Here is a 25,803-nt window from a genome sequence, read left to right on the forward strand (position 1 = left end):
GCCTTCACCTTCACCTTCACCTTCGCAGGCTTGGGCACTATTACCTCTTTTGCGGCATTCTTGACCTGAGCCGGGACCTGTTCGCCCACAGCGGAATTACGGCCTTCAGTCACCTGTCCGGCCCCCTCGGGCTGCACTCTCACCGGCGTTTTGGACACCCGGCCAGCCTAAAGCCCGGCACCGACATCCGCCCCGGTCACAGCCAATCGCCACACCAATCGGCCCCCTGCCGCACGGTCGGGCACGCCGGTACGTCAAACTTGTGATTGATCGCACTGTTTTACCGTCCGGCATCATGGTGACCACGGTTCCCGTGATGAGCAGGTCGACAAGGAGAGAACTCGTGGACGACGTTCTGCGGCGCGCCCCGCTCTTCGCGGCGCTCGATGACGAGCAGGCCGCGGAGCTCCGCGCCTCGATGAGTGAGGTGACGCTCGCTCGCGGCGACGCCCTCTTCCACGAGGGCGACCCCGGCGACCGCCTGTACGTGGTCACCGAGGGCAAGGTGAAGCTGCACCGCACCTCCCCCGACGGCCGCGAGAACATGCTGGCCGTGCTCGGCCCCGGCGAGCTCATCGGGGAGCTGTCGCTCTTCGACCCGGGCCCGCGCACCGCCACCGCGACCGCGCTGACGGAGGTCAAGCTGCTCGGCCTCGGCCACGGCGACCTCCAGCCCTGGCTGAACGCTCGCCCGGAGGTGGCCACGGCCCTCCTCCGCGCCGTCGCCCGCCGCCTGCGCAAGACCAACGACCAGATGTCCGACCTGGTCTTCTCCGACGTGCCGGGCCGTGTCGCCCGCGCGCTCCTCGACCTGTCGCGCCGCTTCGGCGTGCAGTCGGAGGAGGGCATTCACGTCGTGCACGACCTCACGCAGGAAGAGCTGGCCCAGCTGGTCGGCGCGTCCCGCGAGACGGTCAACAAGGCCCTCGCGGACTTCGCGGGCCGCGGCTGGCTGCGCCTGGAGGCGCGAGCCGTGATCCTGCTGGACGTGGAGCGCCTCGCGAAGCGCTCGCGCTAGTACGAGCCTGTACGACACCGGAAGGGCCGCCCCTGGTGGGGGCGGCCCTTCCGCGTTCCCGATCCGGCCCGCAGCACTCTCGTACTAGATCAGGCCGTGCTCCCGCAGGTACTCCAGCTGTGCCCGCACCGAGAGCTCGGCCGCCGGCCACAGGGAGCGGTCCACGTCGGCGTACACGTGGGCGACGACCTCCGACGCGGTGGCGTACCCGTTCTCGACGGCCGTCTCGACCTGCGCGAGCCGGTTCGCCCGGTGGGCCAGGTAGTACTCGACCGCGCCCTGCGCGTCTTCGAGTACCGGCCCGTGCCCCGGCAGCACGGTGCGCACCCCGTCGTCGACCGTCAGCGAACGCAGCCGCCGCAGCGAGTCGAGGTAGTCGCCGAGCCGCCCGTCCGGGTGCGCCACGACCGTCGTACCGCGGCCGAGGACGGTGTCGCCCGTCAGTACGGCCTGGTCGGCGGGCAGGTGGAAGCAGAGCGAGTCGGCGGTGTGCCCCGGTGTCGGCACCACGCGCAGCTCCAGGCCCCCGGTGGTGATGACGTCCCCCGCCGCGAGCCCCTCGTCCCCGAGCCGCAGCGCGGGGTCCAGGGCCCGTACGGACGTACGTGTCAGCTCGGCGAAGCGCGCCGCGCCCTCCGCGTGGTCGGGGTGCCCGTGGGTGAGGAGGGTCAGCGCGACCCGTTTGCCCGCCTTCTCCGCGGTGGCGATCACCGTCCGCAGGTGTACGTCGTCGAGCGGCCCCGGGTCGACGACGACCGCCAGCTCCGAGCCGGGCTCGGAGACGATCCAGGTGTTGGTGCCGTCGAGCGTCATCGCGGAGGCGTTCGGGGCGAGGACGTTGACGGCGCGCGCGGTGGCGGGCCCGGACAGCACGCCACCACGGGGCTGCCCGGGAAGCGCGGCTGCGTCGGTCATGCGGTGCCTCCGGTGCTCTCTGTGCTCTCGGTGCTGCCTGCGCTGCCTGCGCTGCCTGCGCCGTCCCTGATCTCCGTGCCGTCCGGGCTCTCTGTCCGCTTTGTGCCCTCGATGCGCTTCGTGAACTCATCGTGGCCCGGCCAGCTCAGTACCAGCTCGTCGCCTTCCAGGCGCGCCTGCGCGAGTACCGGCGTCATGTCCTGGTCCGCCGCACCTGCGAGCGCCTCGGCGGCCGTGGCGTACGGCTGGAGCGTGCGCAGCGTCGAAATCGTCGGCGGCATCATCAGCAGCTCGCCCTTGTCGTATCCCGCGACGGCCTCCGCCGGACTGATCCACACCGTACGGTCCGCCTCCGTCGAGGCGTTACGGGTCCGCTGGCCGTTCGGCAGCGCGGCGACGAAGAACCACGTGTCGTACCGCTTCGGCTCGAACTCGGGAGTGATCCAGCGCGCCCACGCGCCCAGCAGGTCGGAGCGCAGCACCAGCGACCGCCGCTGGAGAAAGTCCGCGAAGGACAGCTCCCGCGCCACCAGCGCCCGCCGGTCCGCCTCCCAGTCGTCCCCCGTGGTGTCACCGACCACGGTGCCGGCCGTCGGGCCCGCGAGCAGCACGCCGGCCTCCTCGTACGTCTCGCGCACCGCCGCGCACACGATGGCCTGCGCCGACGCGGGATCCACACCCAGGCGCCGGGCCCAGTCGCCGAGGGACGGTCCCGCCCACCCCACCTGGTGGTCGTCGTCGCGCGGGTCCACTCCGCCGCCCGGATACGCGTACGCGCCTCCGGCGAAGGCCATGGAGGCGCGTCTGCGCAGCATGTGCACGGCGGGACCGCCGGCCGTGTCCCGCAGGAGCATGACGGTGGCGGCCCGCTTGGGGGACGCCACCGTGAGTTCACCACGCGCGAGGGCGCGGATCCGGTCCGGCCACTCGGGCGGGTACCACTGACCATTGGACATGGCCGGAGGCTATCCGCTCCCGGTTGGATGTTCGAGGGGACCGGCTGCCCCGGCGGAACACCGGCCGTCAGCCAGACATCAGGCAGACGTCGGCAGACATCAGGCAGACATCAGGCAGACGTCAGCTCGACCTGGATCTCGATTTCGACCGGCGCGTCGAGCGGCAGCACCGTCACGCCCACCGCGCTGCGCGCGTGCACGCCCTTGTCACCGAGCACCGCGCCCAGCAGCTCGCTCGCGCCGTTGATCACGGCCGGCTGGCCGGTGAAGTCGGAGGCGGAGGCGACGAAGCCGACAACCTTCACGACACGCGCGATGCGGTCCAGGTCGCCGGTGACTGACTTGACGGCGGCCAGGGCGTTCAGCGCACACGTACGCGCCAAATTCTTCGCCTCTTCCGGCGTGACCTCCGCACCGACCTTGCCGGTGCACGGAAGCTTGCCCTCCACCATCGGGAGCTGGCCCGCGGTGTAGACGTACACACCCGACTGCACGGCCGGCTGGTACGCGGCGATCGGAGGTACGACCTCCGGAAGCGTCAGGCCGAGCTCGGCGAGCTTCGCCTCGACCACACCGGTCATGCTTGCTTCTCCCGCTTCAGGTAGGCCACCAACTGCTCGGGGTTGTTCGGTCCGGGGACGACCTGGACGAGCTCCCAGCCGTCCTCGCCCCAGGTGTCCAGAATCTGCTTGGTCGCGTGCACGAGAAGGGGCACGGTCGAGTATTCCCACTTGGTCATACGGCGACTGTAGTGCCTGCCACAGACACCTCCTGCGTAGCCCGGGCATCGACTGGTTAGGCTCAAAGACGTGAGCAGGCTCCAGGTCGTCAGCGGCAAGGGCGGTACCGGAAAGACCACGGTGGCCGCAGCACTCGCGCTCGCCCTCGCGACGGAGGGCAAACGCGCCCTCCTCGTGGAGGTCGAGGGCAGGCAGGGGATCGCGCAGCTCTTCGAGACGGAAGCACTTCCGTACGAGGAGCGGAAGATCGCTGTCGCACCGGGCGGCGGGGAGGTGTACGCCCTCGCGATAGACGCCGAACGCGCCCTTCTCGACTACCTCCAGATGTTCTACAAGCTCGGAGGAGCCGGACGGGCGCTCAAGAAGCTCGGCGCGATCGACTTCGCGACCACCATCGCGCCGGGTCTCAGAGACGTGCTGCTGACCGGCAAGGCGTGCGAGGCGGTCCGCCGGCGGGACAAGCAGAACCGTTACGCGTACGACTACGTCGTGATGGACGCGCCGCCCACCGGCCGGATCACGCGCTTTTTGAACGTGAACGACGAGGTGGCGGGCCTGGCCAGGTTCGGCCCGATACACAACCAGGCCCAGGCCGTCATGCGCGTACTCAAGTCGCCCGAGACGGCCGTCCACTTGGTGACACTCCTGGAGGAGATGCCGGTCCAGGAGACCGCCGACGGCATCGCCGAGCTGCACGCCGCCGAGCTGCCCGTCGGCAACGTCATCGTGAACATGGTCCGCCCGCACCTCCTCGACGAGGACGCCCTGCGCACCGCGGCCGGCGAGCGGCGCGCCGCCGTCGCCAAGGCGCTCTCCCTGGCCGGTCTGGGCGGCGCGCGCCGCGGCGGCCTCGCCGAGCGCCTCGTGGACCCGCTCCTCGAACAGGCCGCGGAGCACGCGGAGCGCGTCGAGCTGGAGCGCGAGCAGCGCGCCGTACTGGCCCGGCTGGACCTGGCGACGTACGAACTGCCGCTGCTCGGCGAGGGCATGGACCTCGCGGGGCTCTACCGGCTGGCGAAGGAACTGAGGACCCGTATCGCCCCTGGGGGGACTGCATGAGCGTGAGTGCCACGGACAGCAGCATGGACGCGACACCCACCCTGGACATCGACCCACTGCTCGACGACCCGGCCACTCGCATCATCGTGTGCTGCGGAGCGGGCGGTGTCGGCAAGACGACGACCGCGGCGGCCCTGGGTGTACGGGCGGCCGAGCGCGGCCGCAAGGTCGTCGTCCTGACCATCGACCCGGCCCGCAGGCTGGCGCAGTCCATGGGGATCGACGAACTCGACAACACCCCGCGCCGGGTGAAGGGCATAGACGAGTCGGCCGGCGGTGAGCTGTCCGCGATGATGCTCGACATGAAGCGGACCTTCGACGAGATCGTGGAGGCGCACGCGGACGGCGAGCGGGCCCGCGCGATCCTGGAGAACCCCTTCTACCAGTCCCTGTCGGCCGGTTTCGCGGGCACGCAGGAGTACATGGCGATGGAGAAGCTGGGCCAGCTTCGGGCCCGCGACGAGTGGGACCTGATCGTCGTCGACACCCCGCCGAGCCGGTCCGCGCTGGACTTCCTCGACGCGCCGAAGCGGCTCGGGTCCTTCCTGGACGGCAAGTTCATCCGGGTACTGATGGCGCCCGCGAAGGTGGGCGGCCGGGCCGGGATGAAGTTCCTCAATGTCGGTATGTCGATGATGACGGGCACCCTGAGCAAGCTGATGGGAGGCCAGCTGCTGCGGGACGTACAGACGTTCGTAGCCGCGATGGACACCATGTTCGGCGGCTTCCGCACGCGGGCGGACGCGACGTACCGGCTGCTCCAGGCGCCCGGTACGGCGTTCCTGGTGGTCGCCGCACCGGAGCGGGACGCCCTGCGCGAGGCCGCGTACTTCGTCGAGCGGCTGGCGGCGGAGGAGATGCCGTTCGCCGGGCTCGTACTCAACCGGGTCCACGGCAGTGGCGCCCCTCAACTCTCGGCCGAGCGGGCCCTTGCCGCCGCAGAAAATCTTGACGAGGCCGGCATTGTGGATCAGGGGGCCGGGCATGCTGGAGTTCGTGACTCCTCGGCCACCTCTCCCGAAAGTGACCCCGCACCGGACGACACATCAGAGGGCGAGAGCGGCACCCGCGCCGCTCACTCCGTCGAGCAGTTGACCGCGGGCCTGCTGCGCCTGCACGCCGAACGCATGCACGTACTCGCGCGTGAACAGCGAACGCGCGACCGCTTCACCGCACTCCACCCCGAGGTGGCGGTGGCCGAAGTCGCCGCCCTGCCGGGCGATGTGCACGACCTCGCAGGGCTTCGGGCCATCGCTGACCGGCTCGCCGCGAGTGACGCCGTCGAGCCCGGCGCCACGCCCGATGAGTTCGCCCGGTCGGACCAGCCCGTCGGCTAGCCCACAGCGGCGTACTCGATGTACGCCCCGGTCTCGTCGTCCTCGGGCAAAATGCCCGTGCTGCGCTCGTACTCAGTACGGGCGGTCTCAAGGAGCCTGCGCCAGGAGGTGACGGTGGGGCGCCGGCGCAGAAGTGCGCGCCGCTCCCGCTCCGTCATGCCGCCCCACACGCCGAACTCGACGCGGTTGTCCAGCGCGTCGGCCAGGCACTCGGTCCGCACCGGACATCCGGTGCACACCGCCTTCGCCCTGTTCTGCGCTGCTCCTTGTACGAACAGTTCATCCGGATCGGTAGTGCGACAGGCTGCCTGCGCACTCCAGTCGGTTACCCAGCCCATACCGGCGCCGTCCTCTCCCGAATCGAGGCTCCCCCACGGCGGCAGCGGCATATTCACCGCTGCCAGTTGAGGACGTTACGGAAGGTGGGCACAGCGCAACACCCCCTTCGGGCCCAATCTTGAATGGCCCGAACGGACTATGCGTAAGCGACAGATCACCCGACGGAGTGAGGCAGGGGCATACGTAACCAACCCGGCAAAGCAGGGCAGTTCGGCCAGGTCACAACGGAAACCCGGTGACGCATGAGGCGCATTCGGACATGCCTCTGCCAGATCTTCAAGGCGGGGGGATTTGACGCGGGGGGTGTCGGAGGACTTGATGCGAAACGGCCCTGCTGTGACAGTTGAGAGCAGCTTAGGCCAAGGCATATACGCGTGTCCGGCGAATGAGAACGTAGGCTGCCCCCATGCCAAAGACGCGCTCGGGCGGGGGTCTCACCAAGGCCCAGCAGGCCGCCAAATTCCTCGGTGTCGCCGCGCTCTCCGGAGCTGTGCTGGCGGGCATCGCACTGCCGGCAGCCGGAGCGCTGGGCCTCGCGGCCAAGGGAACGGTCGAGGGATTCGACGAGATCCCCGCGAACCTCAAGACGCCGCCGCTCAGCCAGCGCACCACCATCCTCGACGCGCAGAGCGATCCCATCGCCACGGTCTACTCGCGTGACCGCACCGTCGTGGAGCTGAAGGACATCTCCCCGTACATGCAGAAGGCGATCGTCGCGATCGAGGACGCGCGCTTCTACGACCACGGGGCGATCGACCTCAAGGGTGTGCTGCGCGCGGTCAACCGCAACGCCCAGACGGGCGGCGTGACGCAAGGCGCGTCGACCCTCACGCAGCAGTACGTCAAGAACGTCTTCGTCGAGGAGGCCGGCGACGACCCCGCCAAGGTCGCCCAGGCCACCCAGCAGACGCTCGGCCGCAAGGTCCGCGAACTGAAGTACGCGATCCAGGTCGAGGAGGAGCTGGGCAAGAAGAAGATCCTGGAGAACTACCTCAACATCACTTTCTTCGGGCAGCAGGCGTACGGCATCGAGTCCGCCTCCAAGCGCTACTTCAGCAAGTCCGCCAAGGACCTCGAGCTGGAGGAGGCCGCGCTGCTGGCCGGCATCGTGCAGTCGCCGAGCCGCTACGACCCCGTCAACGACGCCGAAGAGGCGACCAAGCGGCGCAACATCGTGCTCCAGCGCATGGCCGACGTCCGCGACGTGTCGCAGGCGGAGGCGAACCGGGCGAAGGCCACCCCGATCAAGCTGAACGTCAGCAGTCCGAAGAACGGCTGCATCACGGCCGTCACCGGTGCGGGCTTCTTCTGCGACTACGTGCGCGAGGTCTTCCTGTCCGACCCCGTCTTCGGGAAGACGAAGGAGGAGCGGGCCAAGGTCTGGAACCGGGGCGGCCTGAAGATCCGTACGACGCTGGACCCGCAGGCACAGGAGTCCGTGCAGGCGTCGATCAAGGACCACGTCTACCAGTCCGACAAGGTCGCCACGGCGGTGACGCTGGTCGAGCCCGGCACCGGCAAGGTCCTCGCGATGGGCCAGTCCAGGCCGTACGGCTTCAAGAGCGACGAGACGACGATCAACTTCTCCGCCGACAAGAAGATGGGCGGATCGGCGTACGGCTTCCCGACCGGTTCGACCTTCAAGCCGTTCGTGGCGGCCGCGGCCATAGAGCAGGGCATTCCGGCGACGAAGACGTACTCGGCGCCGTACGACATGCCGTACCCGAGCCCCGTGCAGACGTGCGGAAAGCCCTGGGTCAACATGGGCGACACGGTCGAGAACGAGAACGAGCAGGAGGTCGGGCCGTACGCCCTGAAGGAGGCCATGGCGAAGTCGGTCAACACCTACTTCGTCCAGATGATCTCCGATATCGGCATCTGCCCGGTGACGCGGATGGCCGGCAAGCTCGGCGTGATCCAGGCCGACGGACAGAAGCTGAAGGAAGTGCCCGCGATCTCGCTGGGTACGGAGGGCATGTCGCCGCTGACGATGGCGAACGCGTACGCGACCTTCGCCAACCGCGGCACGTACTGCTCGCCGGTCTTCATCGAGTCGGTCACCACCGCGCAGGGCAAGAGCCTGCCGGTGCCCAAGTCGAGCTGCTCGCGGGCGATGTCCGAGAAGACCGCCGACACGATCAACACGCTGCTCAAGGGCGTGGTCGACTCCGGTACGGGTCAACGGGCGGGGCTCACGAGCCGCGACAACGCGGGCAAGACGGGTACGACGGACGGCCGCCACAACGCCTGGTTCGTCGGGTACACGCCGAACCTGGCCGGCGCCGTCTGGGTCGGCGCGGCCGGCGCCAAGCAGATCCCGATGGTGGACATCACCATCGGCGGCGTCTACCACGACAAGGTCTTCGGCGGTGAGGTCCCGGGTCCCATCTGGAAGGACGCGATGAGTGGCGCGCTGGACGGCAAGCCGGCGCCCGGCTTCAACACCGTGCACATCCCGGAGCACAACAAGGACAAGGGCAAGCGCGACCGCGACAAGCGCGACGCAGACGGGGACAGCGACGGGGGCGGCGCCCACGACGACGGCAAGCCCGGCGACGGCGGAGGCGGTGGCGACGGCGGCGCCGACCCGTGGCCGGACATCTCCATCCCGCCGGACCTGATCGGCGGCGGCAACGGGAACGGCAACGGCAACGGCGGTGGCCGCGGAAGGAACGGGCCGTAGGCGCGTTGCCCGCTCTGTTACGGCTGAGGGGCGCCCGGTGGTTTTCCCACCGGGCGCCCCTCAGCCGTCTACGGCGTACGTACCCCTCAGCCCGCCAGGAGCTTCTTCACCGTGGCGGCCACGCGGCCGCCCTCGGCGCGGCCCGCCACCTTCGGGTTGACGATCTTCATGACGGCGCCCATCGCGCGCGGTCCCTCGGCGCCCGCGGCCTTCGCCTCTTCGACGGCCTGCCCGACGATCGCGTTCAGCTCGTCGTCGCTCAGCTGCTGCGGCAGGTACGCGTCGAGAATCGCGCCCTCCGCCTTCTCCCGCTCGGCCGACTCGGTCCGGCCGCCCTGAGCGAAGGCCTCCGCCGCCTCGCGGCGCTTCTTCGCCTCCTTGGCGATCACCTTCTGCACCTCGTCGTCGGAGAGCTCGCGCGCCGTCGTGCCGCCGACCTCCTCCTTGGTGATCGCGGTGAGGGTCAGCCGGAGCGTGGACGAGGTCAGCTCGTCACGCGCCCTGATGGCGGCGGTGAGGTCTTCCTTGAGCTTGGACTTGAGCGTGGTCATGGGGCAAGTGTGGCAGGTACGCACCCACGGACGCCCGCCGATTTCGTGCGCCGTCGCTGTCTGCGACGATGGGCGCATGCGCGCACGTTACGGGGTACCCCTGAAAGTCACCGCAGGAATCACGGCTGTTGGCGTGGCCGGCCTCGCCTATGCCGCCGGCTTCGAGGCGCGGTCCTTCCGGCTCCGGCGCGTGAGCGTGCCCGTACTGCCACAGGGGGCACGCCCCCTGCGCGTACTCCAGGTCTCGGACATCCACATGGTCTGCGGGCAGCGCAAGAAGCAGCGCTGGCTGCAGTCGCTGGCCGGCCTGCGCCCCGACTTCGTCGTCAACACGGGCGACAACCTCTCCGACCCGGACGGTGTGCCGGAGGTGCTGGACGCGCTCGGCCCGCTGATGGAGTTCCCGGGCGTGTACGTCTTCGGCTCGAACGACTACTACGGCCCCAAGCTCCGCAACCCCGCCCGCTACCTCCTGGAGAAGGCGCAGGGCAAGCACGGCCTGAACGGCAACCCGCCGGCCGTCGGCGTCGTACACAACCCGTGGGAGCGGCTGCGTGACGGCTTCGACGCGGCGGGCTGGGTGAACCTCACCAACACCCGGGGCCGGCTCAAGCTCGGCGGACTCGACGGCATGGAGATCGCCTTCACCGGCCTCGACGACCCGCACATCAAGCGGGACAGGTACGCCGAGGTCACGGGCGGCCCGGACCCCTCGGCCGACTTCTCCATCGGCGTCGTCCACGCCCCGTACCTGCGTACGCTCGACGCCTTCACCTCGGACGGCTACCCGCTGGTCCTGGCCGGCCACACGCACGGCGGCCAGCTGTGCGTCCCCTTCTACGGGGCGCTGGTCACCAACTGCGACATCGACACGGACCGGGCCAAGGGCCTGTCCACCCACTCCGCGGACGGCCGCCGCTCGTACCTCCACGTCTCAGCAGGCTGCGGCACCAACCGCTACACCCCGGTCCGCTTCGCCTGCCCACCAGAGGCGACGCTGCTGACCCTGGTGCCCCGCGACCGCTGACGGCGCCCCGCGCCCGCCCCGCCGACCCCGCCGACCCCGCCGACCTGCGGGCCCGCGAAAACCGGATTTCGCCTCCGGCCGTGAGTCCGCTAAAGTAATCGATGTCGCCGCGACGCGCGCGACAATCGGGGTGTAGCGCAGCTTGGCAGCGCGCTTCGTTCGGGACGAAGAGGTCGTGGGTTCAAATCCCGCCACCCCGACAGTGAAGTACCAGGTCAGGGGCCTGATCCGCATTGCGGGTCAGGCCCCTGACTTGCGCCGAGGATCGTTTGGGAGAAATGTGGGAGAAGATCTTGGTTGGCTTCTCCCGGCCGGGGCGACGACCGTGCGAGGTGCGCCAGACCCTGGCGCCACACTGCTGCGCGCCCGCAAATTCGAGTCTGGGCTCATCGGCTGCCATCTGCGGGGTGCCGAGATGAGCCCAACAGGGGCACGGGATGATCTTGAGCCCCTCCCTGTCAGTGTTGCCACTCCGGGGTGAGTACGGCCGCGGTGATAGACGACCCTCGATTCGGTCTGCACCGAACTCCGCGGAAGAGGCACCAAGACTTAGGCGGGCCGCACCCCGCTCTACCGGAGTCCGCGCTGCCGAGATTGCGCGGCTGACTGTGCGTTGAGTCCACGACAAGGTGCCGTCGGGCGGGCGTTCGGCCGGCGTAATCACCCATGGACCAGCGTCCAGGTAGGCGCGGTCGGCGAGGACGGGGATGCCCTGACGCTCGCAGATCCAGGGGACGTGGTGGGTGCGGGTCGCGGTGACGTCCTGGGCGCGGCCGGGCAGTGGGTGAGCTCCACCACCGCAGCCGTGTAGGCGTGGGCGGTGCCGACGGCGATGCCAAGCCAGCATCGATCTGGGCGAGGGTGTCGTGCCGGCGCAGGCACAAAAGTCCGACCAGGGCACGGCTGGTGCGGCGGGAGTTTGCAGCGGCGGCAAACACCTTCTCCACGGCACGGGAACCTTGTGCGCTGCGGGCACTACCGCCGTCTCCCGATCAGTGACCAGGCTGAAACATTCCAGTGAATCACCGAGAACTTGATGATTGTTACCCTTGACTGTTCAAGCAAGGCCAACGGGGAAATATCTGTGACAAATGAACCGAGCTCGCTGGACCATCTCTCCACACTGGTGAAGGGCTGGCGCAGACGCCTCACACGGGATCAGATCCCGGAATTGAGGCAGAGCCGTCAGGGGAGATCAAAGCTGGTCAGCCAGGAGGATATGGCTCAGCTGACCGGTGTCAGTAGCGTCTGGTACGGGAAGTTCGAGCGGGGCGGAGCGGCGCAGTATTCGGAGGACTTTCTGAACCGGGTCTCCTGTGCTCTGAGACTCGACGAGGCCGAAAGAAAGCTGCTGTTCCTTCACGCGGTCGGCTGGGAGCCGACGAGCCCGGCGAATTGCCAGGACAGCGGCATCACCGACGGAGTCCGACAACTGCTTGAACTCCAGCCGTGGCCCGCCTACGCATCCGACACTGCATGGGACGTCATTTACCAGAACCGAGCCTTCAGCGAATGGTTCCCCTGCGGGGTCGCCGGTCAGAACATCGTCAAGGAGGTGTTCGCCCACGACGCCGACAGACGGATCCGCCTTCACAACTGGGAGCAGGACTGGGCCGGCCCGATGCTGGCCCAGATGCGGATGGCGCAGGCCCGCCACCCCGAGAACACCCGCCTGAGCACGGTTGTCGAGGAGATCCTCGGAAGCAGCGCATGTGCACGCCGGCTGTGGCGCGAGCACCGGGTCGTCGAGCATGCCCACGGGAACCGGCGCGGTGTGCTCCTGGCGGGCCAGGAGACGCCGACGACCATCGAGATCGTCATGACCTCCCCGCTGAGCAACGGGGAGCTGCGGCTGGTCTCGCTCATCCCAGTGCAGCCGCCGGAGGGATCCGGGTAGCAGACGGCATCGACTGGCGTTGCCCCAGGCGACGGCCGGGGCAACGCCGGTCGACGGGGCAGCACCTTCCGGATTCACCAGGAGGGGGTCTCCGGGAGTGGTTCTCCGTACCAGCGTTCGATCATCGTGCGGGCGATCGACACACCGGACGGCAACGCCACCACTCCCTCGACCATCGCCTCCCGCAGCTGGGCCCGGGAGAACCAGCGCGCCTGGGCGATCTCCTTGCCGTCTACCGTGATCCCTGGATTCGTGGTCCGCGCGAAGAAGCCGAGCATCAGACTGGCGGGGAACGGCCACGCCTGGCTGCCGGTGTACTCGACCGAGTCCGCCCGGACGCCCACCTCCTCCAGCACCTCTCGGCGGACTGCCTGCTCCAGTGACTCACCGGGGTCCACGAACCCCGCCAGCACGGACCAACGGCCCACCTCCCACGCCGTGTTCCGGGCCAGCAGGCAGCGGTCCTCGGTATCGGTGACCAGCATGATCACCGCCGGATCCGTACGCGGGAAGTGCTCCGTCCGGCAGGAGAGACAGCGCCTCATATGCCCGCCGAAGGCGACTTCGGTGGGATTCGCGCAACGAGGGCAGAAGGGGTGGGTCCGGTGCCAGGCGTCCAGAGCCACGGCGTGGACCAGCAGCCCGACGTCTCGGGCCGTCAGAAGCGTCCCGATCTCGCGGAGCCCGGACTCGCGTGCTCCGGGGGTCCGGTAGGGCTGCAGGTCGGGCACCGAGACGGCGAAGTAGTCCACCCCCGCGGTGTCCGAGCCGAGGAAGTACCGCATCCCGTCGGGTGCCGACGAGGCCGGCAGCAGGACGATCCCGACCTGCCCGGTTCCATCTGCGGCCACCAGGGTGCGGTCCTGAGCCACCAGTACCGCCCGGGTACTCTCCCGGAGCCAGGCCGCACTCAGCCAGGTCTCGTCCGTCCGGTGCTCCCCGGCGCGGTCCACCGCGGCCCGGGACAGGGCCGACTCCGGCATTTCGGCGGCTGCGGTCCGCACTAGGACTCGGTCCCCGAAGCAAGTACCCCCACCGTGAGTTCAGCCACCCGTGCCGCGGAGGCAGGGTTCTGACCGGTCACCAGGCGGCTGTCCGCCACGGTGTGCTCGGCCCACATCGGACCGGTGCGGACCTTGGCCCCACGCTCCGTCAGCCGCGTCTGCAGGAGGAACGGAACCACCTCGGCCAGCTCCATGGACTCCTCCTCGTCGTTGGTGAAGACCGCGACCTCCTTGCCGTCGACCAGATACGTCCCGTCGGACAGCCGCAGGTTCACCAGCGCCGACAGGCCGTGGCAGACCGCCGCCACCACACCGCCCCGCTCGTACACCGCTGCCGCGAAGGCGGTCAGCTCGGTGGCATCCGGGAAGTCCCACATGGTCCCGTGTCCGCCGACGAAGTACACAGCGGCGTAGTCCGCAGGATCGAGCCGGTCCGCAGTGGGCGTGTCGGCGAGCTTCGCGGCCACCGCCGGATCGGCAAGGAACCGGGCCGAGTCCTCATCATCGGGTGCGACACCGTCCAACGGCGGCGAACCGCCGCGCACGGAGACGAAGCCGACCTGGTACCCGGCCTTCGTGAACACCTCGTAGGGGTGCGCCGCCTCAGGCACGTAGAACCCGGTGCTGCGGCCCGTGTCTCCCAGCTCACCATGGCTGGTGAGCGCGAGAAGGACCTTCGCGGAAGCGGGAGTGGAAGAAGACGTGGACATGGCCTACCTCTCGGAGGGGACGGTGGGGGTGCGGCCGGAGCGCTGTGCGCCCCATGGGCCACGCCGTGGAGCCGAAGGAGGCGAGGACGTGTCGGCCCACCGGGAGGCCGGGGACCGCCGCGAGGTCGTCGGTGCAGCCGAGGACCGCGAGGAGGCAGCGGGGCTCCCCGCCGGCGTCCGCCGACGGATGGCATCGGACCGCACCGACGGCGTCCGCCGGCGACCGGCAGTGGCAACGGAGCCCTCCGGTCGGCCGTTCGCGTCCGGTGACCGCAGGACGCGGTCCGCGCTGGCCGGGTTCAGTGCCATCGGGATGTCCTGCAGGACCGCCAGCCGCATGAGCGCCTGCACATCGGGGCTGTGCGGGTGTAGCCCCATCGGGTCCCAGAAGAAGATCATCAGGTCCACCCGTTGATCGACGATCATGGCGCCGATCTGTTGGTCCCCGCCGAGCGGACCGCTGGCCACCTGTTGGACGGCCAGCCCGAACCGCTCTGCCAGCAAGGCGCCGGTGGACTCGGTCGCCACCAGCTCGTGCTGGGCGAGTTCGCGGTACTGACGGCCGACCCAGTCGACCATCACCGTCTTCATGCCGTCATGGGCTATCAGTGCGATGCGCATGTCACTTACCCCCGTTGTGAAGTCGGCGCTGTGCGCCGCGACCGTGTCCGTTGTCGTCACAGCCCCGACGAGTAATCGCCGTGGTCATCGGTACTCCGTCTGCTGCGGCGCCCACCGCCTACACCGCGTAGCCGTACGGGTTGGGCCAGTGCGGCTCGCCGCCGAGCTTGGCCGCGGCGTACTGCGGCCAGTACGGGTTGCGCAGCAGTTCGCGGCCGAGCAGCACGACGTCGGCCCTGCCCTGCTCCAGGATCTCCTCGGCCTGCCACGGCTCGGTGATCTTGCCGACCGCGCCGACCGGCATTGAGGTCTTGTCGCGCACCTGCTCCGCCAACGGGACCTGGTAGCCGGGGCCCACCGGGATCCGGGCGTCTGGGGCGATGCCCCCGCTGGACACGTCGAGCAGGTCGATGCCGTGCTCCATCAGCTTCCTCGCCAGCCGCACGGTGTCCTCTCCGGTCCAGCCCTCACGGTCGTCCCGGGTGTCCTCGCTCAGCCAGTCTGTGGCCGACGTGCGGAAGAACATTGGGAGGTCATCCGGCCAGACCTCGCCCACCGCGTCCACGATCTCCAGAGCCAGCCGGATGCGGTTCTCGAAGGAACCGCCGTAAGCGTCCGTCCGCTTGTTGCTGTACGGAGAGAGGAACGAGTTGATCAGGAAGCCGTGTGCCCCGTGTACCTCGACGGCCTGGAAACCAGCCCGCAGCGCCCGCCTGGCGGCGCCTGCGAAGTCCTTGACAATTCCACCGATCTCACGAACCGTCAGCTCGGTCGGCGTCGGATAGTCGCCGAACGGTACCGTGCTCGGCCCCACCGTCTGCCATCCTCCGTCGGCCGGGGCGACCGGCTTCCCGCCGCGGAAGGGCGCCGCCGTCGACGCCTTGCGCCCTGCATGGGCCAGCTGGATCGCCGGAACGGTGCCGTGCTCCAGCAGAGAGTCGTTGATCTTCCGGAACGCGTCCTGCTGGCGATCGTTCCACAGTCCGAGACAGCCGGGAGTGATCCGGCCCTCCGGGTTGACCGCAGTGGCCTCGACCATGATCAGGCCGACCCCGCCCACCGCACGAGTGGTCAGGTGCGTGACGTGCCAGTCGTTGGGTACGCCGAGCTCAGGGCCGCTGGATGCCGCCGAGTACTGACACATGGGGGCCATCCACACACGGTTGGGGATGGTCAGATCGCGAAGTCTGATGGGCTCGAAGAGTTTGCTCATGTCTGGTTTCCTTGGAGTGGCGCTGAACGAGATCTGAAGGCGACCGGGCCGGGGCTCAATGCCCCATGCCGAGGCCGCCGTCGACGGGAATGACCGCGCCGGTGATGTAGGCGGCTTCCGGTGAGGCGATGAACCGTACGACCGGGGCGATCTCGCCCGGCTCCGCCATCCGTCGCAGTGGGACGTGCGCACAGATCTCGTCCCTGCGCTCCTGGGGGAGCACGGCTGTCATGTCTGTCGCCACGATGCCCGGCGCCACGATGTTCACCGTGATTCCGCGACTGCCCAACTCCCGCGCCAGCGAACGGCCAAAACCGATCAGCCCCGCTTTGGCCGCCGCATAGTTGCACTGACCTGCCTCCCCCGACAGGCCCACCACCGACGAGATCAACACGATCCGCCCCGACCTGGCCCTCAGCATCCCTCGGCCGGCGCGCTTGACGACCCTGAAGACTCCGCCGAGGTTGGTCTCCAACACGGCACCGAAGTCGTCTTCGTCCATCCTGAGCAGCAGCCTGTCTCGGGTGATCCCGGCATTGGCCACCACCACCTCGACCGGCCCGTGCTCCGCCTCCACCTCGGTAAAGGCGTGTTCCACGTCCGCCGCCGACGTCACATCGCAGCGGACCCCGAAAAGGCCCTCCGGCGGTTCGCCCGAGCGGTACGTGATGGCAACCCGGTCACCGGCCGCGGCGAACTCGCGGGCGATCGACAGCCCGATTCCCCGATTCCCGCCGGTGATGAGAACTGAACGTCCCACAGACTTCTCCTTGCTGTCGCGCGCGGCAGCCATCCATTCGGATGCTCCCCCGTTGGCGCCGACAGATCAGAGAGTAGAAACAAAGATCAATAACTCGCACTTCCGAAAGTCCTGGTTGTCTATCGGGCCTGGTAGAAGTTCATTTGGCTGGACAGAGAGGCGAGTTGACAACCCCGGCGGTGGTCTCTTTCACTGGCCTCCTGATTCCGGGGGCGCATGAACCGCGATGACAGTGCCGCGCTTCAGCCGATTGACCTTCCCGAGGTACGCATCGCCCCGAATTCGGCAGGGCGTATCACGGATGACTACACAGCACGACCAAAGGAACAGCGATATGAAGTTCTGGCTCGTCGCAGGCGGCGCCGGCTACATCGGTGGACACGTCGTGAAGGCAATGCACGACGCCGGAGAGCACGTGCTCGTCGTGGATGATCTCTCCACCGGTGCGAGGTCCAATGTGCCCGAGGGAGTTCCCCTTGTCATCGCCGACGTTCGCGATGAACGGGCCTTGGACCGGGTTTTCCAGGCATACCAGGTGGAAGGCGTCGTCAACCTGGTAGCTCGCACACAGGTCGGCGAATCCGTCGAACTCCCCTTGGCTCACTACCACCAGAACGTCGAGGGTTTCCGCGTTCTGCTGTCCGCGATGAACACCGCCGGGGTGCGGAAGCTGGTGTACTCCTCCAGCGCCTCCGTCTACGGGATGCCGGATGTGGACCTGGTCACCGAGGAAACCCCGTGTGCACCGATGAGCCCGTACGGCCAGACCAAGCTCATCGGCGAATGGCTCGGCATGGCGGCCCATCAGGCTTACGGCGTGGACGTGATCAACCTGCGCTACTTCAACGTCGCCGGGGCCGCTACCCCGGCCATGGCCGACAAGCGCGTGCTGAACCTCGTCCCGATGGTCTTCGAGAAGCTCACCGCCGGTGAGGCGCCCCAGATCTTCGGCGACGACTACGCCACGCCGGACGGCACCTGCGTGCGTGACTACATCCATGTGGTCGACATCGCCTCCGCACACCTGGCCGCCACCCGCTACCTGCGCGAGCACGACGGCGTCGCACGGACCTTCAACGTCGGCCAGGGCGAGGGCCTTTCGGTGCGTGAACTGATCGAGGTCGTTACCACGGTGACCGGCCACGGGATCGAGCCGGTCGTGGTCGACCGGCGCCCGGGAGACCCGGCGAAGGTCGTCGCGGACGCCACTCCCGTCAAGCAGCACCTGGGCTGGTCCGCCCGGTACAGCGTGACCGACATGGTCTCCTCAGCCTGGGAAGGCTGGTGCCTGCGCCACCCCGAGGCGCGCAGGACCGCCTGACCGTTTTCCGTACGCATGCTCTACGGGTCGAGCGGGGCCAAGGGGATGCGAACGAGGGTGCCGTCGTATGAGCACAGGGGCCACATCGACTTCAGAGCCGGTGGCTGCCGGCCAGCGGCCCGTACGTCTTTTCTGCAGCGCCAGGGGCCAGCGGGCGAACAACGCGGCCTCACAGTGGACGCCTGGATCCCCGCCTCGCGATAGGCGCCGCACTGCTCCTGGTTGCCGAAGTCGCGTTAGTCACCGGCACTCAGGCAGCCGCCGCACACCCGAGCCCACGAAAAAACCGTCACTGCGACCCAGCCCACCCGGGCGGACCTCCTCAAGTCCGACATGGCATGGGCCCACAAACACGCCAAGGGATCCAAGGCGTGGGCGATCGTCGAGGCTAAGCGCACGGGTAAAAAGGTGGTGGCCACCGACGAAACAAGCGCCACCATCTACACCGTCGCCAACCCTGACGGCACCCTGACCACGGAACTGACCTCCGGCCCCGAACGGGTCTGGCGCGGCGGCAAGTGGCACAAGGTCGACATCTCCCTCGCCGCCGGCGCGGACGGAATAGTCACGGCGAAGAATCGCCCCAACGGTCTGCGCCTGTCGGGCAAGAGCGGCGGCCCCGCGCCCCTCTCGCTCCTGGGCGCGAAGGACGCCCCCGCACGGGACTTGGTCACACTGGGATCCGGCGACGACAAGGTGACCCTGCAATGGAAGGGCGGATTTCCCACCCCTGTCCTCGACGGCACCCGGGCCCGGTACAAAAACGCGGTGCCCGGCGCGGACGTCGCAGGCGTCGATCTTGCACGAACCTCATTCTGGACGAAGAGGTCGTGGGTTCAAATCCCGCCACCCCGACAGCTGGTCAGAGGGCAGTTACTTATTCAGTAACTGCCCTCTTTCGCGTTCCCAGGAGCCGGACGGGGGGCCGCTGGGAGTGGATCAAGCTGCCGCGTCGCGCTCCTTGGCAGGGTTCTGAACGCCGGCGGCGGCTCGCTTCCTGCTTACTCCTGGAGGACGGACAGCACGTTTCCGGCGGGGTCGGTGAACCAGGCGATCAGCGGGCCGCCGCCGCGGAAGATGCCCTTGTCGTCCGCTTTGAGGTGGTCATAACGCTCGAAGCGCACGCCCCTCCTGCTCAGCTCGTCCACCGCCGCCTCGATGTCGTCGACGGGGAAGTTGAGAATCGTGTACGTCGCCGGGGTGTGGTCGGGCTTGGGGTAGACCAGGATGTCCCGGTCACCCGCGATGTGCAGGGTCAGCATGCCGTTCTGCTCGGACACCCGGAGTCCGAGTGTCTCGCCGTAGAACTTCCTGGCCGCGTCGATGTCGTCCACCGAGAAGCCGCTGTACGCCTTCGTCGTACCGAACATGATCGCCTCCCAGGGCGTGGGTTTTAACTGTAGGACCGGCAGGCGGCCGGAAACTCATCGGTCGTACGACGAAGCAGAATGGGGGGATGACTGAGAACACCGGGTCCGCCGCACCGGACATGGCCATGCCTTCCATGCCCGACTGGGAGAAGCGTTTTCGGGCGCCGCGCGTCTCGCTGCCCGACTGGGCCGAGGACGCGCCTGACCGCGCGTTGTTCATCTCCAACGCGACCGGGACGTACGAGCTGTACGCGTGGGACCGGGCGACCGGAGTCCAGCGGCAGGCGACCGACCGGCCGAACGGCACCACGGAGGGGGTGCTGACGCCCGACGGCGAGTCGATCTGGTGGTTCAGCGATACGGACGGGGACGAGTTCGGTGTCTGGATGCGGCAGCCGTTCGCGGGTGGTGAGGATCAGCCTGCGGCTCCGGGGCTCCAGGCGTCGTACCCCGCCGGGCTGGCGCTCGGGCGGGACGGGACGGCGGTCGTGGGGCGCTCGACCGACGAGGACGGGTCCACGGTGCATGTCGTACGGCCGGGCGCCGGGCCCGTCGAGATCTACCGGCACCGGGAGTCGGCGGGTGTGGGGGACCTGTCGCACGACGGGACGCTGATCGCGATCGAGCACACCGAGCACGGCGACGCGATGCACTCCGCGCTGCGGGTGCTGCGGCTGGACGGTACGGCGGTGGCCGACCTGGACGACACCGAGGGCGGCACGGTCGAGCTGGGCATCGAAGTGCTCGGTTTCGCTCCGGTCGACGGTGACACGCGGCTGCTCGTCCGGCACCAGCGGCGCGGGCGCTGGGAGCCGATGGTGTGGGACGTGGCCTCGGGCGAGGAGACCGAGCTCGGGATCGAGCTGCCGGGCGATGTGTCCGCCGAGTGGTATCCGGACGGGTCCGCGTTGCTCGTCTCGCACAGCTTCGAGGCGCGCAGCGAGCTGTGGCGGTACGACTTCGCCACGCAGCAACTGGTGGAGGTGCCGGTACCCGCCGGATCGGTGCTGGGTGCGACGGCCCGGCCCGACGGGTCGGTGGAGTATCTCTGGTCCTCGGCGGCCGAGCCGCCGGTGGTGCGCTCGACGTCGGGGCGCGTGGTGCTCGACCCGCCGGGGATGAAGGCGCCGGCCTCGGTGCCGGTCGAGGACGCGTGGGTCGAAGGGCCCGGCGGGCGGATCCACGCGCTCGTGCAGAGGCCCGCGACGGGTGAGGGGCCGTTCCCCACGGTCTTCGAGGTTCACGGCGGGCCGACGTGGCACGACAGCGACGCGTTCGCGGCGGGACCGGCGGCGTGGGTGGACCACGGTTATGCGGTCGTACGGGTCAACTACCGCGGTTCGACCGGGTACGGGCGCGAGTGGACGGACGCGCTCAAGCACCGGGTCGGGCTGATCGAGCTGGAGGACATCGCCGCGGTCCGGGAGTGGGCCGTCTCGTCCGGGCTCGCGGACCCGGCGAAGCTGGTGCTGGCGGGCGGTTCGTGGGGCGGGTATCTGACGCTGCTCGGGCTCGGTACGCAGCCGGAGGCGTGGGCGGTGGGGCTGGCGGCGGTACCGGTCGCCGACTACGTGACGGCGTACCACGACGAGATGGAGGCGCTGAAGGCGATGGACCGCACGCTGCTCGGCGGCACGCCGGAGGAGGTGCCCGAGCGCTACGAGGCGTCGTCGCCGCTGACGTACGTCGACGCGGTGCGGGCGCCGGTCTACATCTCGGCGGGCGTCAACGATCCGCGCTGTCCGATCCGCCAGGTGGAGAACTACGTGGAGCGGCTGGAGGCGCGGGGGGCGGCGTACGAGGTGTACCGGTACGACGCGGGGCACGGGTCGCTGGTGGTGGAGGAGCGGATCAAGCAGGTCCGGCTGGAGATCGACTTCGCGGCGCGGCATCTGGGGTAGGGGTGTAGGGGTTGTAGGTGTAGGGGCTGATTGTGGCTCCTGCGCCGCCGGGGGCGGCACGTTCCCGAACCCGTTCGTGCTCCTCGAGCGCGCCGGCGCGGCTCAGCCTTGGGGCAGGGGCCTGCGGGCGTCGGGCCCCGGACTGTGACCGGGGGGCCGTGGCCCGTACCTTGGTGGGGTGTACCGGTTTCTGCTGACGCCCCGCTGGTGGGGGATCCACGCCTTCGTCGTGCTGGCCATTCCCTTCTGTGTCTTCATGGGGTCCTGGCAGCTCGGACGGTTCGAAGACCGTGTCGAGACCCACCAGGCCGCCGAGGAGAAGCCCGAGCCGGGCAAGCAGGCCGCCGTACCGCTCGACGAGCTGCTGCCCGTCGACAAGGAGACCTCCGGGCGGCCCGCCACCGCGACCGGGCGTTACGCCGAGCAGTTCGTCGTGCCCGAGCGGAAGGTCGACGGCAAGCGGGGCTCGTACGTGCTGACTCTGCTGCGTACGGACGGCGGCAAGGCGCTGCCCGTCGTCCGCGGCTGGCTGCCCGCCGGGGCGAAGGTCCCCGCCGCGCCCTCGGGCGAAGTCACCGTGACCGGCGCGCTCCAGGCGTCCGAGAACCCGGGCACCGACGGTGTGCACGCCAGTGGCGGGCTGCCGGAGGGGCAGCTCGGGATGATCAGCGCCGCTTCGCTCGTCAATCTTGTGCCGTACGACGTCTACGACGCCTGGATCACCCTCACCGACAGCGATCCGGGCCTGCTGCCCGTCCCCGCGGTCGCGCCGCAGGGCAGCGGCCTCGACCTCAAGGCCTTCCAGAACCTCGGCTACACCGGTGAGTGGTTCGTCTTCGCCGGCTTTGTCCTGTTCATGTGGTTCCGGCTGATGCGCCGCGAGGCGGAGGCCGCCCGTGACCTCGCCCTCGGCATCGCGCCCGACGAAGCGGAACGCCCCGTGGGCGTAGGCGCGAATTCCGGTTCGGGTTCCGGTTCGGGTTCCGGTTCCGGTTCCGGGTCCTAGTCGCGCTGCTGTCGTCGTACGCGAACGGGGCGGCGCCGTCTCCGGCCGACCGTCCCGTCCCCTGGTCCCTCCGTCGTTACGACGCCGCCAGCACGCCCGTGCGGTAGATCGTTCCCGCGCACGCGTTCGGAACCGTCACCGCCGCGGTCGGCGCGCCCGCCTCCGAGGTGTGGCTCACGGATACGCTGCCGTCCGCCGTGCCACCGTCCTCGGTGCCGAGCTGCGGCTCCGTGCCGGCCGGCTCGGCCTCGCCCCCGTTGCCGCCGGCTGCCTCCCCGCCGCCGTTCTCACCGGTTCCTGTGCCGCCACTCGTCGTACCCGGCTCGGGGTCTTCCGGAGGGGGCGTGGGGTCGGGTGAGGGGTCGGTCGTCGGGCAGGTCTCCGTGGGTACCCAGGCGAACTTCACCTCGTACGCCATGTCCGGTTCCAGCAGCAGGCCGGTCATCTCCAGGGACGGGTCCGGCAGGCCGGCGGCCGCGTCCCCCGAGGTGTGGTCGACGACGTTGATGCGGGCGGGGTCGGCCGCCCCCATCGGCTGGGCGTACACCGAGCCGCGGCCGGCGATCACGCAGGCCATTTGCGAGACGTTGGAGATCCGGAACGTCCCGTACACCTTGCCCTCGCCGTCGGCCGGGAGCGCGCCCGCCGAGGCGACGGCGAGCTGGCTCGCGGTGCACGCGGGTGAGGACGCGGGCACGCTGCCCGAGGTGTCGGCGCCGCCGGCGCCGCTGCCGCGGCCCGTACCGGTGCCCGAAGAACCCTTTCTGGAGCCCTTCTTCTTGTCCTTCCGCTTTTCCTCTTCACTCTTGGGGCTCGACTTGCCGGAAGGCTTGTCCGTCTTCTTCTTGCCCTCCTCGGCGCCCTTCTCCCAGCCGGTACCACCGTGCGTGTGCTGCCCGTGGCCCGCTATCGAGGGGCGGTCGTCGGCCGCGTCGCCGGAGTTCGCCACGTGGACGAAGGCCGGGACGGCCGTCCCCACGAAGAGGGCTGCGGCTGCCATACCGACGATGGCCTGGCGCCGTCTGGCGCGCCGGGCGGGGACCGCCTTGCGCAGGTGGTCCAGGGCGTTCTGCGAGGGTTCCAGTTCTTCTACGGCGCCACGCAGCATCCGGCGCAGGGCCAGCTCGTCGGAACCGAATCCGTCGGAATCCAATCCGTTGGAGTCGGAGCCCGGCTCGTCGGGAACGGATCCGTCGGAGGCCGGCTCCTCCGGAGCCGACCCCTCGTCGATGGCCGCCGCGTCGGCCGGCTCGGTGTCTGGCAGGTCGGCCGGCTCGTTGGCCGGCAGCTTGCCCTCTTCGCGCTCGTTCGGCCCGTCGTTCACAATCGCTTTTCCAGTCAGGTCGTTCAACGGCCCGTCCGGCCCGTGCCGCTCTTGCTTGCCGCTCATGCCGAGGCCTCCATGGCGACGCGCAGCGCCGCTATGCCGCGCGATCCGTACGCCTTCACCGAGCCCAGGGATATGCCCAGTGTCTCGGCACACTGGGCCTCGGTCATGTCCGCGAAGTACCGCAGGACCAGCACCTCGCGCTGACGTCGCTGGAGTCCGCGCATCGCCTTGATCAGCGCGTCGCGCTCGAGTTGGTCGTACGCCCCCTCCTCCGCGCTCGCCATGTCCGGCATCGGCTTCGACAGCAGCTTCAGGCCGAGAATGCGGCGCCGGAGCGCCGAGCGGGAGAGGTTGACGACGGTCTGGCGCAGGTAGGCCAGGGTCTTCTGCGGGTCACGCACGCGGTTGCGCGCGGAGTGCACCCGTATGAACGCTTCCTGCACGACGTCCTCACATGAGGCCGTGTCGTCGAGCAGCAGGGCCGCCAGGCCCAGCAGGGAGCGGTAATGGGCTCGATAGGTCTCGGTCAGGTGGTCAACTGTGGTGCCCGCGGTCATGGCGTCTTCAGCGCCCTCGCGCGGGGACGGTATGCGGGCGGTACGTGCCGTCGGCATGGGAGCGATCACCGGCATGCCGCCGGGCGTGCGGGTCCTGCGGAGCGAGCGCACTGCCGCGCCGCGCACCGGGACCACTGTGATGTCGAGAACCTCTGCCACGCCTGTTGGACACTCTTCCCCCCGACAGGGTTGTACGCGCGAGGCACCGCTTTTGACGGTGTTACGAACGCCCCCATGCGTACTCACCCTCCTGAATGCCCCGTTTGTCGCGGCACTTTGCCGGGGCGACCGCAAAGACGCTCCCCTGCCGACTGCCGGTTGCAGTAGGGCGGGGAGCGCATAGTCGAACAGAACAACGCCCCGGTTCAAGTAGTACAGACTTCGACTTACTCACAGAGCGTTCACAGATTCTACGCAGTGTTCCGGTTTACGCCGCCCCGATTTCGGCGGCCACCAGCTCGGCGATCTGCGCGGTGTTCAGCGCGGCGCCCTTGCGGAGGTTGTCGCCGCACACGAAGAGTTCGAGCGCGGCCGGGTCGTCCAGCGACCGCCGCACCCGCCCCACCCACGTCGGGTCCGTGCCCACCACGTCGGCCGGGGTCGGGAACTCCCCCGCCGCCGGATTGTCGCAGAGCACCACGCCCGGCGCGGTGGCCAGGATCTCGTGCGCCCGCTCGACCGAGACCTCGTTCTCGAAGCGCGCGTGCACGGCCAGCGAGTGCGTGGTGAGCACCGGCACCCGGACACACGTGACCGACACCGGCAGGCCGGGCCGGTCCAGGATCTTGCGCGACTCGGCGCGGACCCTCAGCTCCTCCGACGACCAGCCGTCGTCGGCGAGCGTCCCGGCCCACGGCACCACGTTCAGTGCGATCGGCCCGGCGAAGGGCCCGGTGTCGTCGCCCACCGCGCGCCGTACGTCGCCCGGGTTCGTGCCCAGCTCCGTACCGGCGACCAGCGAGAGCTGGGCGCGCAGCGTGTCGACGCCGGCCCGGCCCGCGCCGCTCACGGCCTGGTACGAGGAGACGACGAGGCCGGCGAGGCCGAACTCGGCGTGCAGGGCGCCCACCGCGACGATCATCGAGAGGGTCGTGCAGTTGGGGCTCGCCACGATGCCGCGCGGGCGGGTCCGTACAGCGTGGGGATTGACCTCGGGAACCACCAGCGGAACGTCCGGGTCCAGCCGGAAGGCCGCCGAGTTGTCCACCACCACCGCGCCCTTGGCCGCGGCGATCGGCGCCCAGTGCGCGGCCACCTCGTCGGGTACGTCGAACATCGCGACGTCGACGCCCTCCAGGGCCTCCTCCGACAGCGCCAGAACTTCCGTCTCCGCCCCGCGCACGACCAGCTTGCGGCCGGCCGAGCGTGGGGAGGCGAGGAGCCGGATCTCGCCCCAGACATCGGCGTGCTGGGACAGGATCTGGAGCATGACGGCGCCGACGGCCCCGGTCGCTCCGACGACCGCGAGCGTCGGCTTGCCCGTCACTT

General features: G+C 69.3%; 25 protein-coding genes, 1 tRNA gene and 1 pseudogene. 11 read left to right on the top strand and 16 right to left on the bottom strand.

The window, feature by feature from the left end:
- The first annotated feature begins 343 nt into the window (after positions 1 to 343).
- Entirely contained in the window at positions 344 to 1,018 is a 675-nt protein-coding gene (locus tag G412_RS0100985) for a Crp/Fnr family transcriptional regulator (protein WP_014046869.1), read from the top strand.
- Positions 1,019 to 1,102: 84 nt separating this feature from the next.
- Here the strand turns inward: G412_RS0100985 and G412_RS0100990 are convergent, their stop codons facing one another.
- From G412_RS0100990 to sp36, 4 genes are all read right to left on the bottom strand, one after another.
- Positions 1,103 to 1,933: an MBL fold metallo-hydrolase gene (locus G412_RS0100990; protein WP_028810433.1), complete on the bottom strand. Its 831-nt coding sequence runs from the start codon at positions 1,931 to 1,933 to the stop codon at positions 1,103 to 1,105.
- Complete coding sequence (locus tag G412_RS32780; protein WP_157839041.1) at positions 1,930 to 2,889, bottom strand: NUDIX hydrolase; 960 nt, start codon at positions 2,887 to 2,889, stop codon at positions 1,930 to 1,932. Before G412_RS32780 ends, G412_RS0100990 begins: the two co-directional genes overlap by 4 nt.
- Before the next feature lie 110 nt (positions 2,890 to 2,999).
- Positions 3,000 to 3,470 carry a RidA family protein gene (locus G412_RS0101000; RefSeq protein WP_028810434.1) on the bottom strand — a complete coding sequence of 157 codons (471 nt, stop codon included), beginning with the start codon at positions 3,468 to 3,470 and terminating at the stop codon, positions 3,000 to 3,002.
- Complete coding sequence (gene sp36, locus G412_RS38880) at positions 3,467 to 3,628, bottom strand: Sp36 family protein (RefSeq protein ID WP_019355547.1); 162 nt, start codon at positions 3,626 to 3,628, stop codon at positions 3,467 to 3,469. Before sp36 ends, G412_RS0101000 begins: the two co-directional genes overlap by 4 nt.
- A 70-nt stretch (positions 3,629 to 3,698) precedes the next feature.
- Between sp36 and bagA the strand changes: the two genes are divergently transcribed.
- The gene (bagA, locus tag G412_RS0101010) at positions 3,699 to 4,688 is read left to right on the top strand and encodes an ATPase BagA (protein ID WP_028810435.1); all 990 of its coding nucleotides are present in this window, start codon (positions 3,699 to 3,701) and stop codon (positions 4,686 to 4,688) included.
- Positions 4,685 to 6,025, top strand: a complete 1,341-nt coding sequence (gene bagB / locus G412_RS32785) for an ATPase BagB (RefSeq protein WP_051338033.1) — start codon at positions 4,685 to 4,687, stop codon at positions 6,023 to 6,025. Before bagA ends, bagB begins: the two co-directional genes overlap by 4 nt.
- On the opposite strand, the gene G412_RS0101020 is transcribed toward bagB, so the two are convergent.
- Entirely contained in the window at positions 6,022 to 6,363 is a 342-nt protein-coding gene (locus tag G412_RS0101020) for a WhiB family transcriptional regulator (protein WP_028810436.1), read from the bottom strand. The two genes, bagB and G412_RS0101020, sit on opposite strands and share 4 nt — an antisense overlap.
- Positions 6,364 to 6,770: 407 nt before the next feature.
- On the opposite strand from G412_RS0101020, the gene G412_RS0101025 reads away from it, so the two are divergent.
- A complete protein-coding gene (locus tag G412_RS0101025) occupies positions 6,771 to 9,047 on the top strand; it encodes a transglycosylase domain-containing protein (RefSeq protein ID WP_028810437.1) in 2,277 nt (758 codons plus the stop codon).
- Positions 9,048 to 9,133: 86 nt separating this feature from the next.
- Here G412_RS0101025 and G412_RS0101030 read toward each other — a convergent pair whose 3' ends face one another.
- Positions 9,134 to 9,598: a GatB/YqeY domain-containing protein gene (locus G412_RS0101030; protein WP_028810438.1), complete on the bottom strand. Its 465-nt coding sequence runs from the start codon at positions 9,596 to 9,598 to the stop codon at positions 9,134 to 9,136.
- A gap of 76 nt (positions 9,599 to 9,674) precedes the next feature.
- Here G412_RS0101030 and G412_RS0101035 point away from each other — a divergent pair, with 76 nt between their 5' ends.
- Both G412_RS0101035 and G412_RS0101040 read left to right on the top strand, forming a co-directional pair.
- Positions 9,675 to 10,625, top strand: coding sequence for a metallophosphoesterase (locus G412_RS0101035; RefSeq protein WP_028810439.1), 951 nt, complete (start codon positions 9,675 to 9,677; stop codon positions 10,623 to 10,625).
- A gap of 126 nt (positions 10,626 to 10,751) precedes the next feature.
- Positions 10,752 to 10,825, top strand: a tRNA-Pro gene (locus G412_RS0101040).
- Between the two features lie 258 nt (positions 10,826 to 11,083).
- On the opposite strand, the pseudogene G412_RS40670 reads toward G412_RS0101040, so the two are convergent.
- A pseudogene (locus tag G412_RS40670) lies at positions 11,084 to 11,555 on the bottom strand (transposase family protein); the annotation flags it as partial.
- Between the two features lie 106 nt (positions 11,556 to 11,661).
- On the opposite strand from G412_RS40670, the gene G412_RS32790 reads away from it, so the two are divergent.
- Positions 11,662 to 12,522, top strand: coding sequence for a helix-turn-helix transcriptional regulator (locus G412_RS32790; protein WP_078606706.1), 861 nt, complete (start codon positions 11,662 to 11,664; stop codon positions 12,520 to 12,522).
- 74 nt (positions 12,523 to 12,596) lie between these two features.
- On the opposite strand, the gene nudC is transcribed toward G412_RS32790, so the two are convergent.
- The 5 genes from nudC to G412_RS0101070 all read right to left on the bottom strand — a co-directional run bounded on the left by nudC (position 12,597) and on the right by G412_RS0101070 (position 16,830).
- Positions 12,597 to 13,526: an NAD(+) diphosphatase gene (gene nudC, locus G412_RS0101050; RefSeq protein WP_028810440.1), complete on the bottom strand. Its 930-nt coding sequence runs from the start codon at positions 13,524 to 13,526 to the stop codon at positions 12,597 to 12,599.
- A complete protein-coding gene (locus tag G412_RS0101055) occupies positions 13,526 to 14,236 on the bottom strand; it encodes a type 1 glutamine amidotransferase domain-containing protein (RefSeq protein ID WP_028810441.1) in 711 nt (236 codons plus the stop codon). The genes nudC and G412_RS0101055 overlap by 1 nt, the downstream gene beginning before the upstream one ends.
- A gap of 3 nt (positions 14,237 to 14,239) precedes the next feature.
- Entirely contained in the window at positions 14,240 to 14,857 is a 618-nt protein-coding gene (locus tag G412_RS37575; RefSeq protein WP_078606744.1) for a methylglyoxal synthase, read from the bottom strand.
- 118 nt (positions 14,858 to 14,975) lie between these two features.
- Positions 14,976 to 16,070, bottom strand: a complete 1,095-nt coding sequence (locus G412_RS0101065) for an NADH:flavin oxidoreductase/NADH oxidase (protein ID WP_028810442.1) — start codon at positions 16,068 to 16,070, stop codon at positions 14,976 to 14,978.
- 55 nt (positions 16,071 to 16,125) lie between these two features.
- Positions 16,126 to 16,830 (bottom strand): beta-ketoacyl-ACP reductase, encoded by a 705-nt coding sequence (locus G412_RS0101070; protein WP_028810443.1) that lies wholly within the window; start codon positions 16,828 to 16,830, stop codon positions 16,126 to 16,128.
- A gap of 334 nt (positions 16,831 to 17,164) precedes the next feature.
- Here G412_RS0101070 and galE point away from each other — a divergent pair, with 334 nt between their 5' ends.
- Complete coding sequence (gene galE, locus G412_RS0101075) at positions 17,165 to 18,151, top strand: UDP-glucose 4-epimerase GalE (RefSeq protein ID WP_028810444.1); 987 nt, start codon at positions 17,165 to 17,167, stop codon at positions 18,149 to 18,151.
- 333 nt (positions 18,152 to 18,484) lie between these two features.
- Entirely contained in the window at positions 18,485 to 19,039 is a 555-nt protein-coding gene (locus G412_RS0101080) for a hypothetical protein (RefSeq protein ID WP_028810445.1), read from the top strand.
- A gap of 113 nt (positions 19,040 to 19,152) precedes the next feature.
- On the opposite strand, the gene G412_RS0101085 is transcribed toward G412_RS0101080, so the two are convergent.
- Positions 19,153 to 19,521 (bottom strand): VOC family protein, encoded by a 369-nt coding sequence (locus tag G412_RS0101085; protein WP_028810446.1) that lies wholly within the window; start codon positions 19,519 to 19,521, stop codon positions 19,153 to 19,155.
- Positions 19,522 to 19,607: 86 nt separating this feature from the next.
- Between G412_RS0101085 and G412_RS0101090 the strand changes: the two genes are divergently transcribed.
- Together G412_RS0101090 and G412_RS0101095 are read left to right on the top strand one after the other, a co-directional pair.
- Complete coding sequence (locus G412_RS0101090; protein ID WP_051338035.1) at positions 19,608 to 21,422, top strand: S9 family peptidase; 1,815 nt, start codon at positions 19,608 to 19,610, stop codon at positions 21,420 to 21,422.
- Positions 21,423 to 21,600: 178 nt separating this feature from the next.
- Complete coding sequence (locus tag G412_RS0101095) at positions 21,601 to 22,428, top strand: SURF1 family protein (protein ID WP_028810448.1); 828 nt, start codon at positions 21,601 to 21,603, stop codon at positions 22,426 to 22,428.
- A gap of 76 nt (positions 22,429 to 22,504) precedes the next feature.
- On the opposite strand, the gene G412_RS0101100 is transcribed toward G412_RS0101095, so the two are convergent.
- From G412_RS0101100 to G412_RS0101110, 3 genes are all read right to left on the bottom strand, one after another.
- Entirely contained in the window at positions 22,505 to 23,818 is a 1,314-nt protein-coding gene (locus G412_RS0101100; RefSeq protein WP_244282815.1) for a hypothetical protein, read from the bottom strand.
- On the bottom strand, positions 23,815 to 24,474 hold the full coding sequence (locus G412_RS0101105) for a SigE family RNA polymerase sigma factor (RefSeq protein ID WP_078606708.1): 660 nt from the start codon (positions 24,472 to 24,474) through the stop codon (positions 23,815 to 23,817). Before G412_RS0101105 ends, G412_RS0101100 begins: the two co-directional genes overlap by 4 nt.
- A 268-nt stretch (positions 24,475 to 24,742) precedes the next feature.
- A complete protein-coding gene (locus tag G412_RS0101110) occupies positions 24,743 to 25,801 on the bottom strand; it encodes an aspartate-semialdehyde dehydrogenase (RefSeq protein ID WP_028810451.1) in 1,059 nt (352 codons plus the stop codon).
- Positions 25,802 to 25,803 lie beyond the last annotated feature (2 nt).

This window comes from Streptomyces flavidovirens DSM 40150, assembly GCF_000429085.1.
In the GTDB taxonomy this organism is placed as follows: domain Bacteria; phylum Actinomycetota; class Actinomycetes; order Streptomycetales; family Streptomycetaceae; genus Streptomyces; species Streptomyces flavidovirens.

Bases quoted from the DNA above. Each gene is read 5' to 3' on its own strand.
- G412_RS0100990 (WP_028810433.1), bottom strand. From the start codon at position 1,933: ATGACCGACGCAGCCGCGCTTCCCGGGCAGCCCCGTGGTGGCGTGCTG.
- G412_RS32780 (WP_157839041.1), bottom strand. From the start codon at position 2,889: ATGTCCAATGGTCAGTGGTACCCGCCCGAGTGGCCGGACCGGATCCGC.
- G412_RS0101000 (WP_028810434.1), bottom strand. From the start codon at position 3,470: ATGACCGGTGTGGTCGAGGCGAAGCTCGCCGAGCTCGGCCTGACGCTT.
- sp36 (WP_019355547.1), bottom strand. From the start codon at position 3,628: ATGACCAAGTGGGAATACTCGACCGTGCCCCTTCTCGTGCACGCGACC.
- bagB (WP_051338033.1), top strand. From the start codon at position 4,685: ATGAGCGTGAGTGCCACGGACAGCAGCATGGACGCGACACCCACCCTG.
- G412_RS0101020 (WP_028810436.1), bottom strand. From the start codon at position 6,363: ATGGGCTGGGTAACCGACTGGAGTGCGCAGGCAGCCTGTCGCACTACC.
- G412_RS0101025 (WP_028810437.1), top strand. From the start codon at position 6,771: ATGCCAAAGACGCGCTCGGGCGGGGGTCTCACCAAGGCCCAGCAGGCC.
- G412_RS0101030 (WP_028810438.1), bottom strand. From the start codon at position 9,598: ATGACCACGCTCAAGTCCAAGCTCAAGGAAGACCTCACCGCCGCCATC.
- G412_RS0101035 (WP_028810439.1), top strand. From the start codon at position 9,675: ATGCGCGCACGTTACGGGGTACCCCTGAAAGTCACCGCAGGAATCACG.
- G412_RS32790 (WP_078606706.1), top strand. From the start codon at position 11,662: ATGATTGTTACCCTTGACTGTTCAAGCAAGGCCAACGGGGAAATATCT.
- G412_RS0101055 (WP_028810441.1), bottom strand. From the start codon at position 14,236: ATGTCCACGTCTTCTTCCACTCCCGCTTCCGCGAAGGTCCTTCTCGCG.
- G412_RS37575 (WP_078606744.1), bottom strand. From the start codon at position 14,857: ATGCGCATCGCACTGATAGCCCATGACGGCATGAAGACGGTGATGGTC.
- G412_RS0101065 (WP_028810442.1), bottom strand. From the start codon at position 16,070: ATGAGCAAACTCTTCGAGCCCATCAGACTTCGCGATCTGACCATCCCC.
- galE (WP_028810444.1), top strand. From the start codon at position 17,165: ATGAAGTTCTGGCTCGTCGCAGGCGGCGCCGGCTACATCGGTGGACAC.
- G412_RS0101080 (WP_028810445.1), top strand. From the start codon at position 18,485: ATGGCATGGGCCCACAAACACGCCAAGGGATCCAAGGCGTGGGCGATC.
- G412_RS0101085 (WP_028810446.1), bottom strand. From the start codon at position 19,521: ATGTTCGGTACGACGAAGGCGTACAGCGGCTTCTCGGTGGACGACATC.
- G412_RS0101090 (WP_051338035.1), top strand. From the start codon at position 19,608: ATGACTGAGAACACCGGGTCCGCCGCACCGGACATGGCCATGCCTTCC.
- G412_RS0101100 (WP_244282815.1), bottom strand. From the start codon at position 23,818: ATGAGCGGCAAGCAAGAGCGGCACGGGCCGGACGGGCCGTTGAACGAC.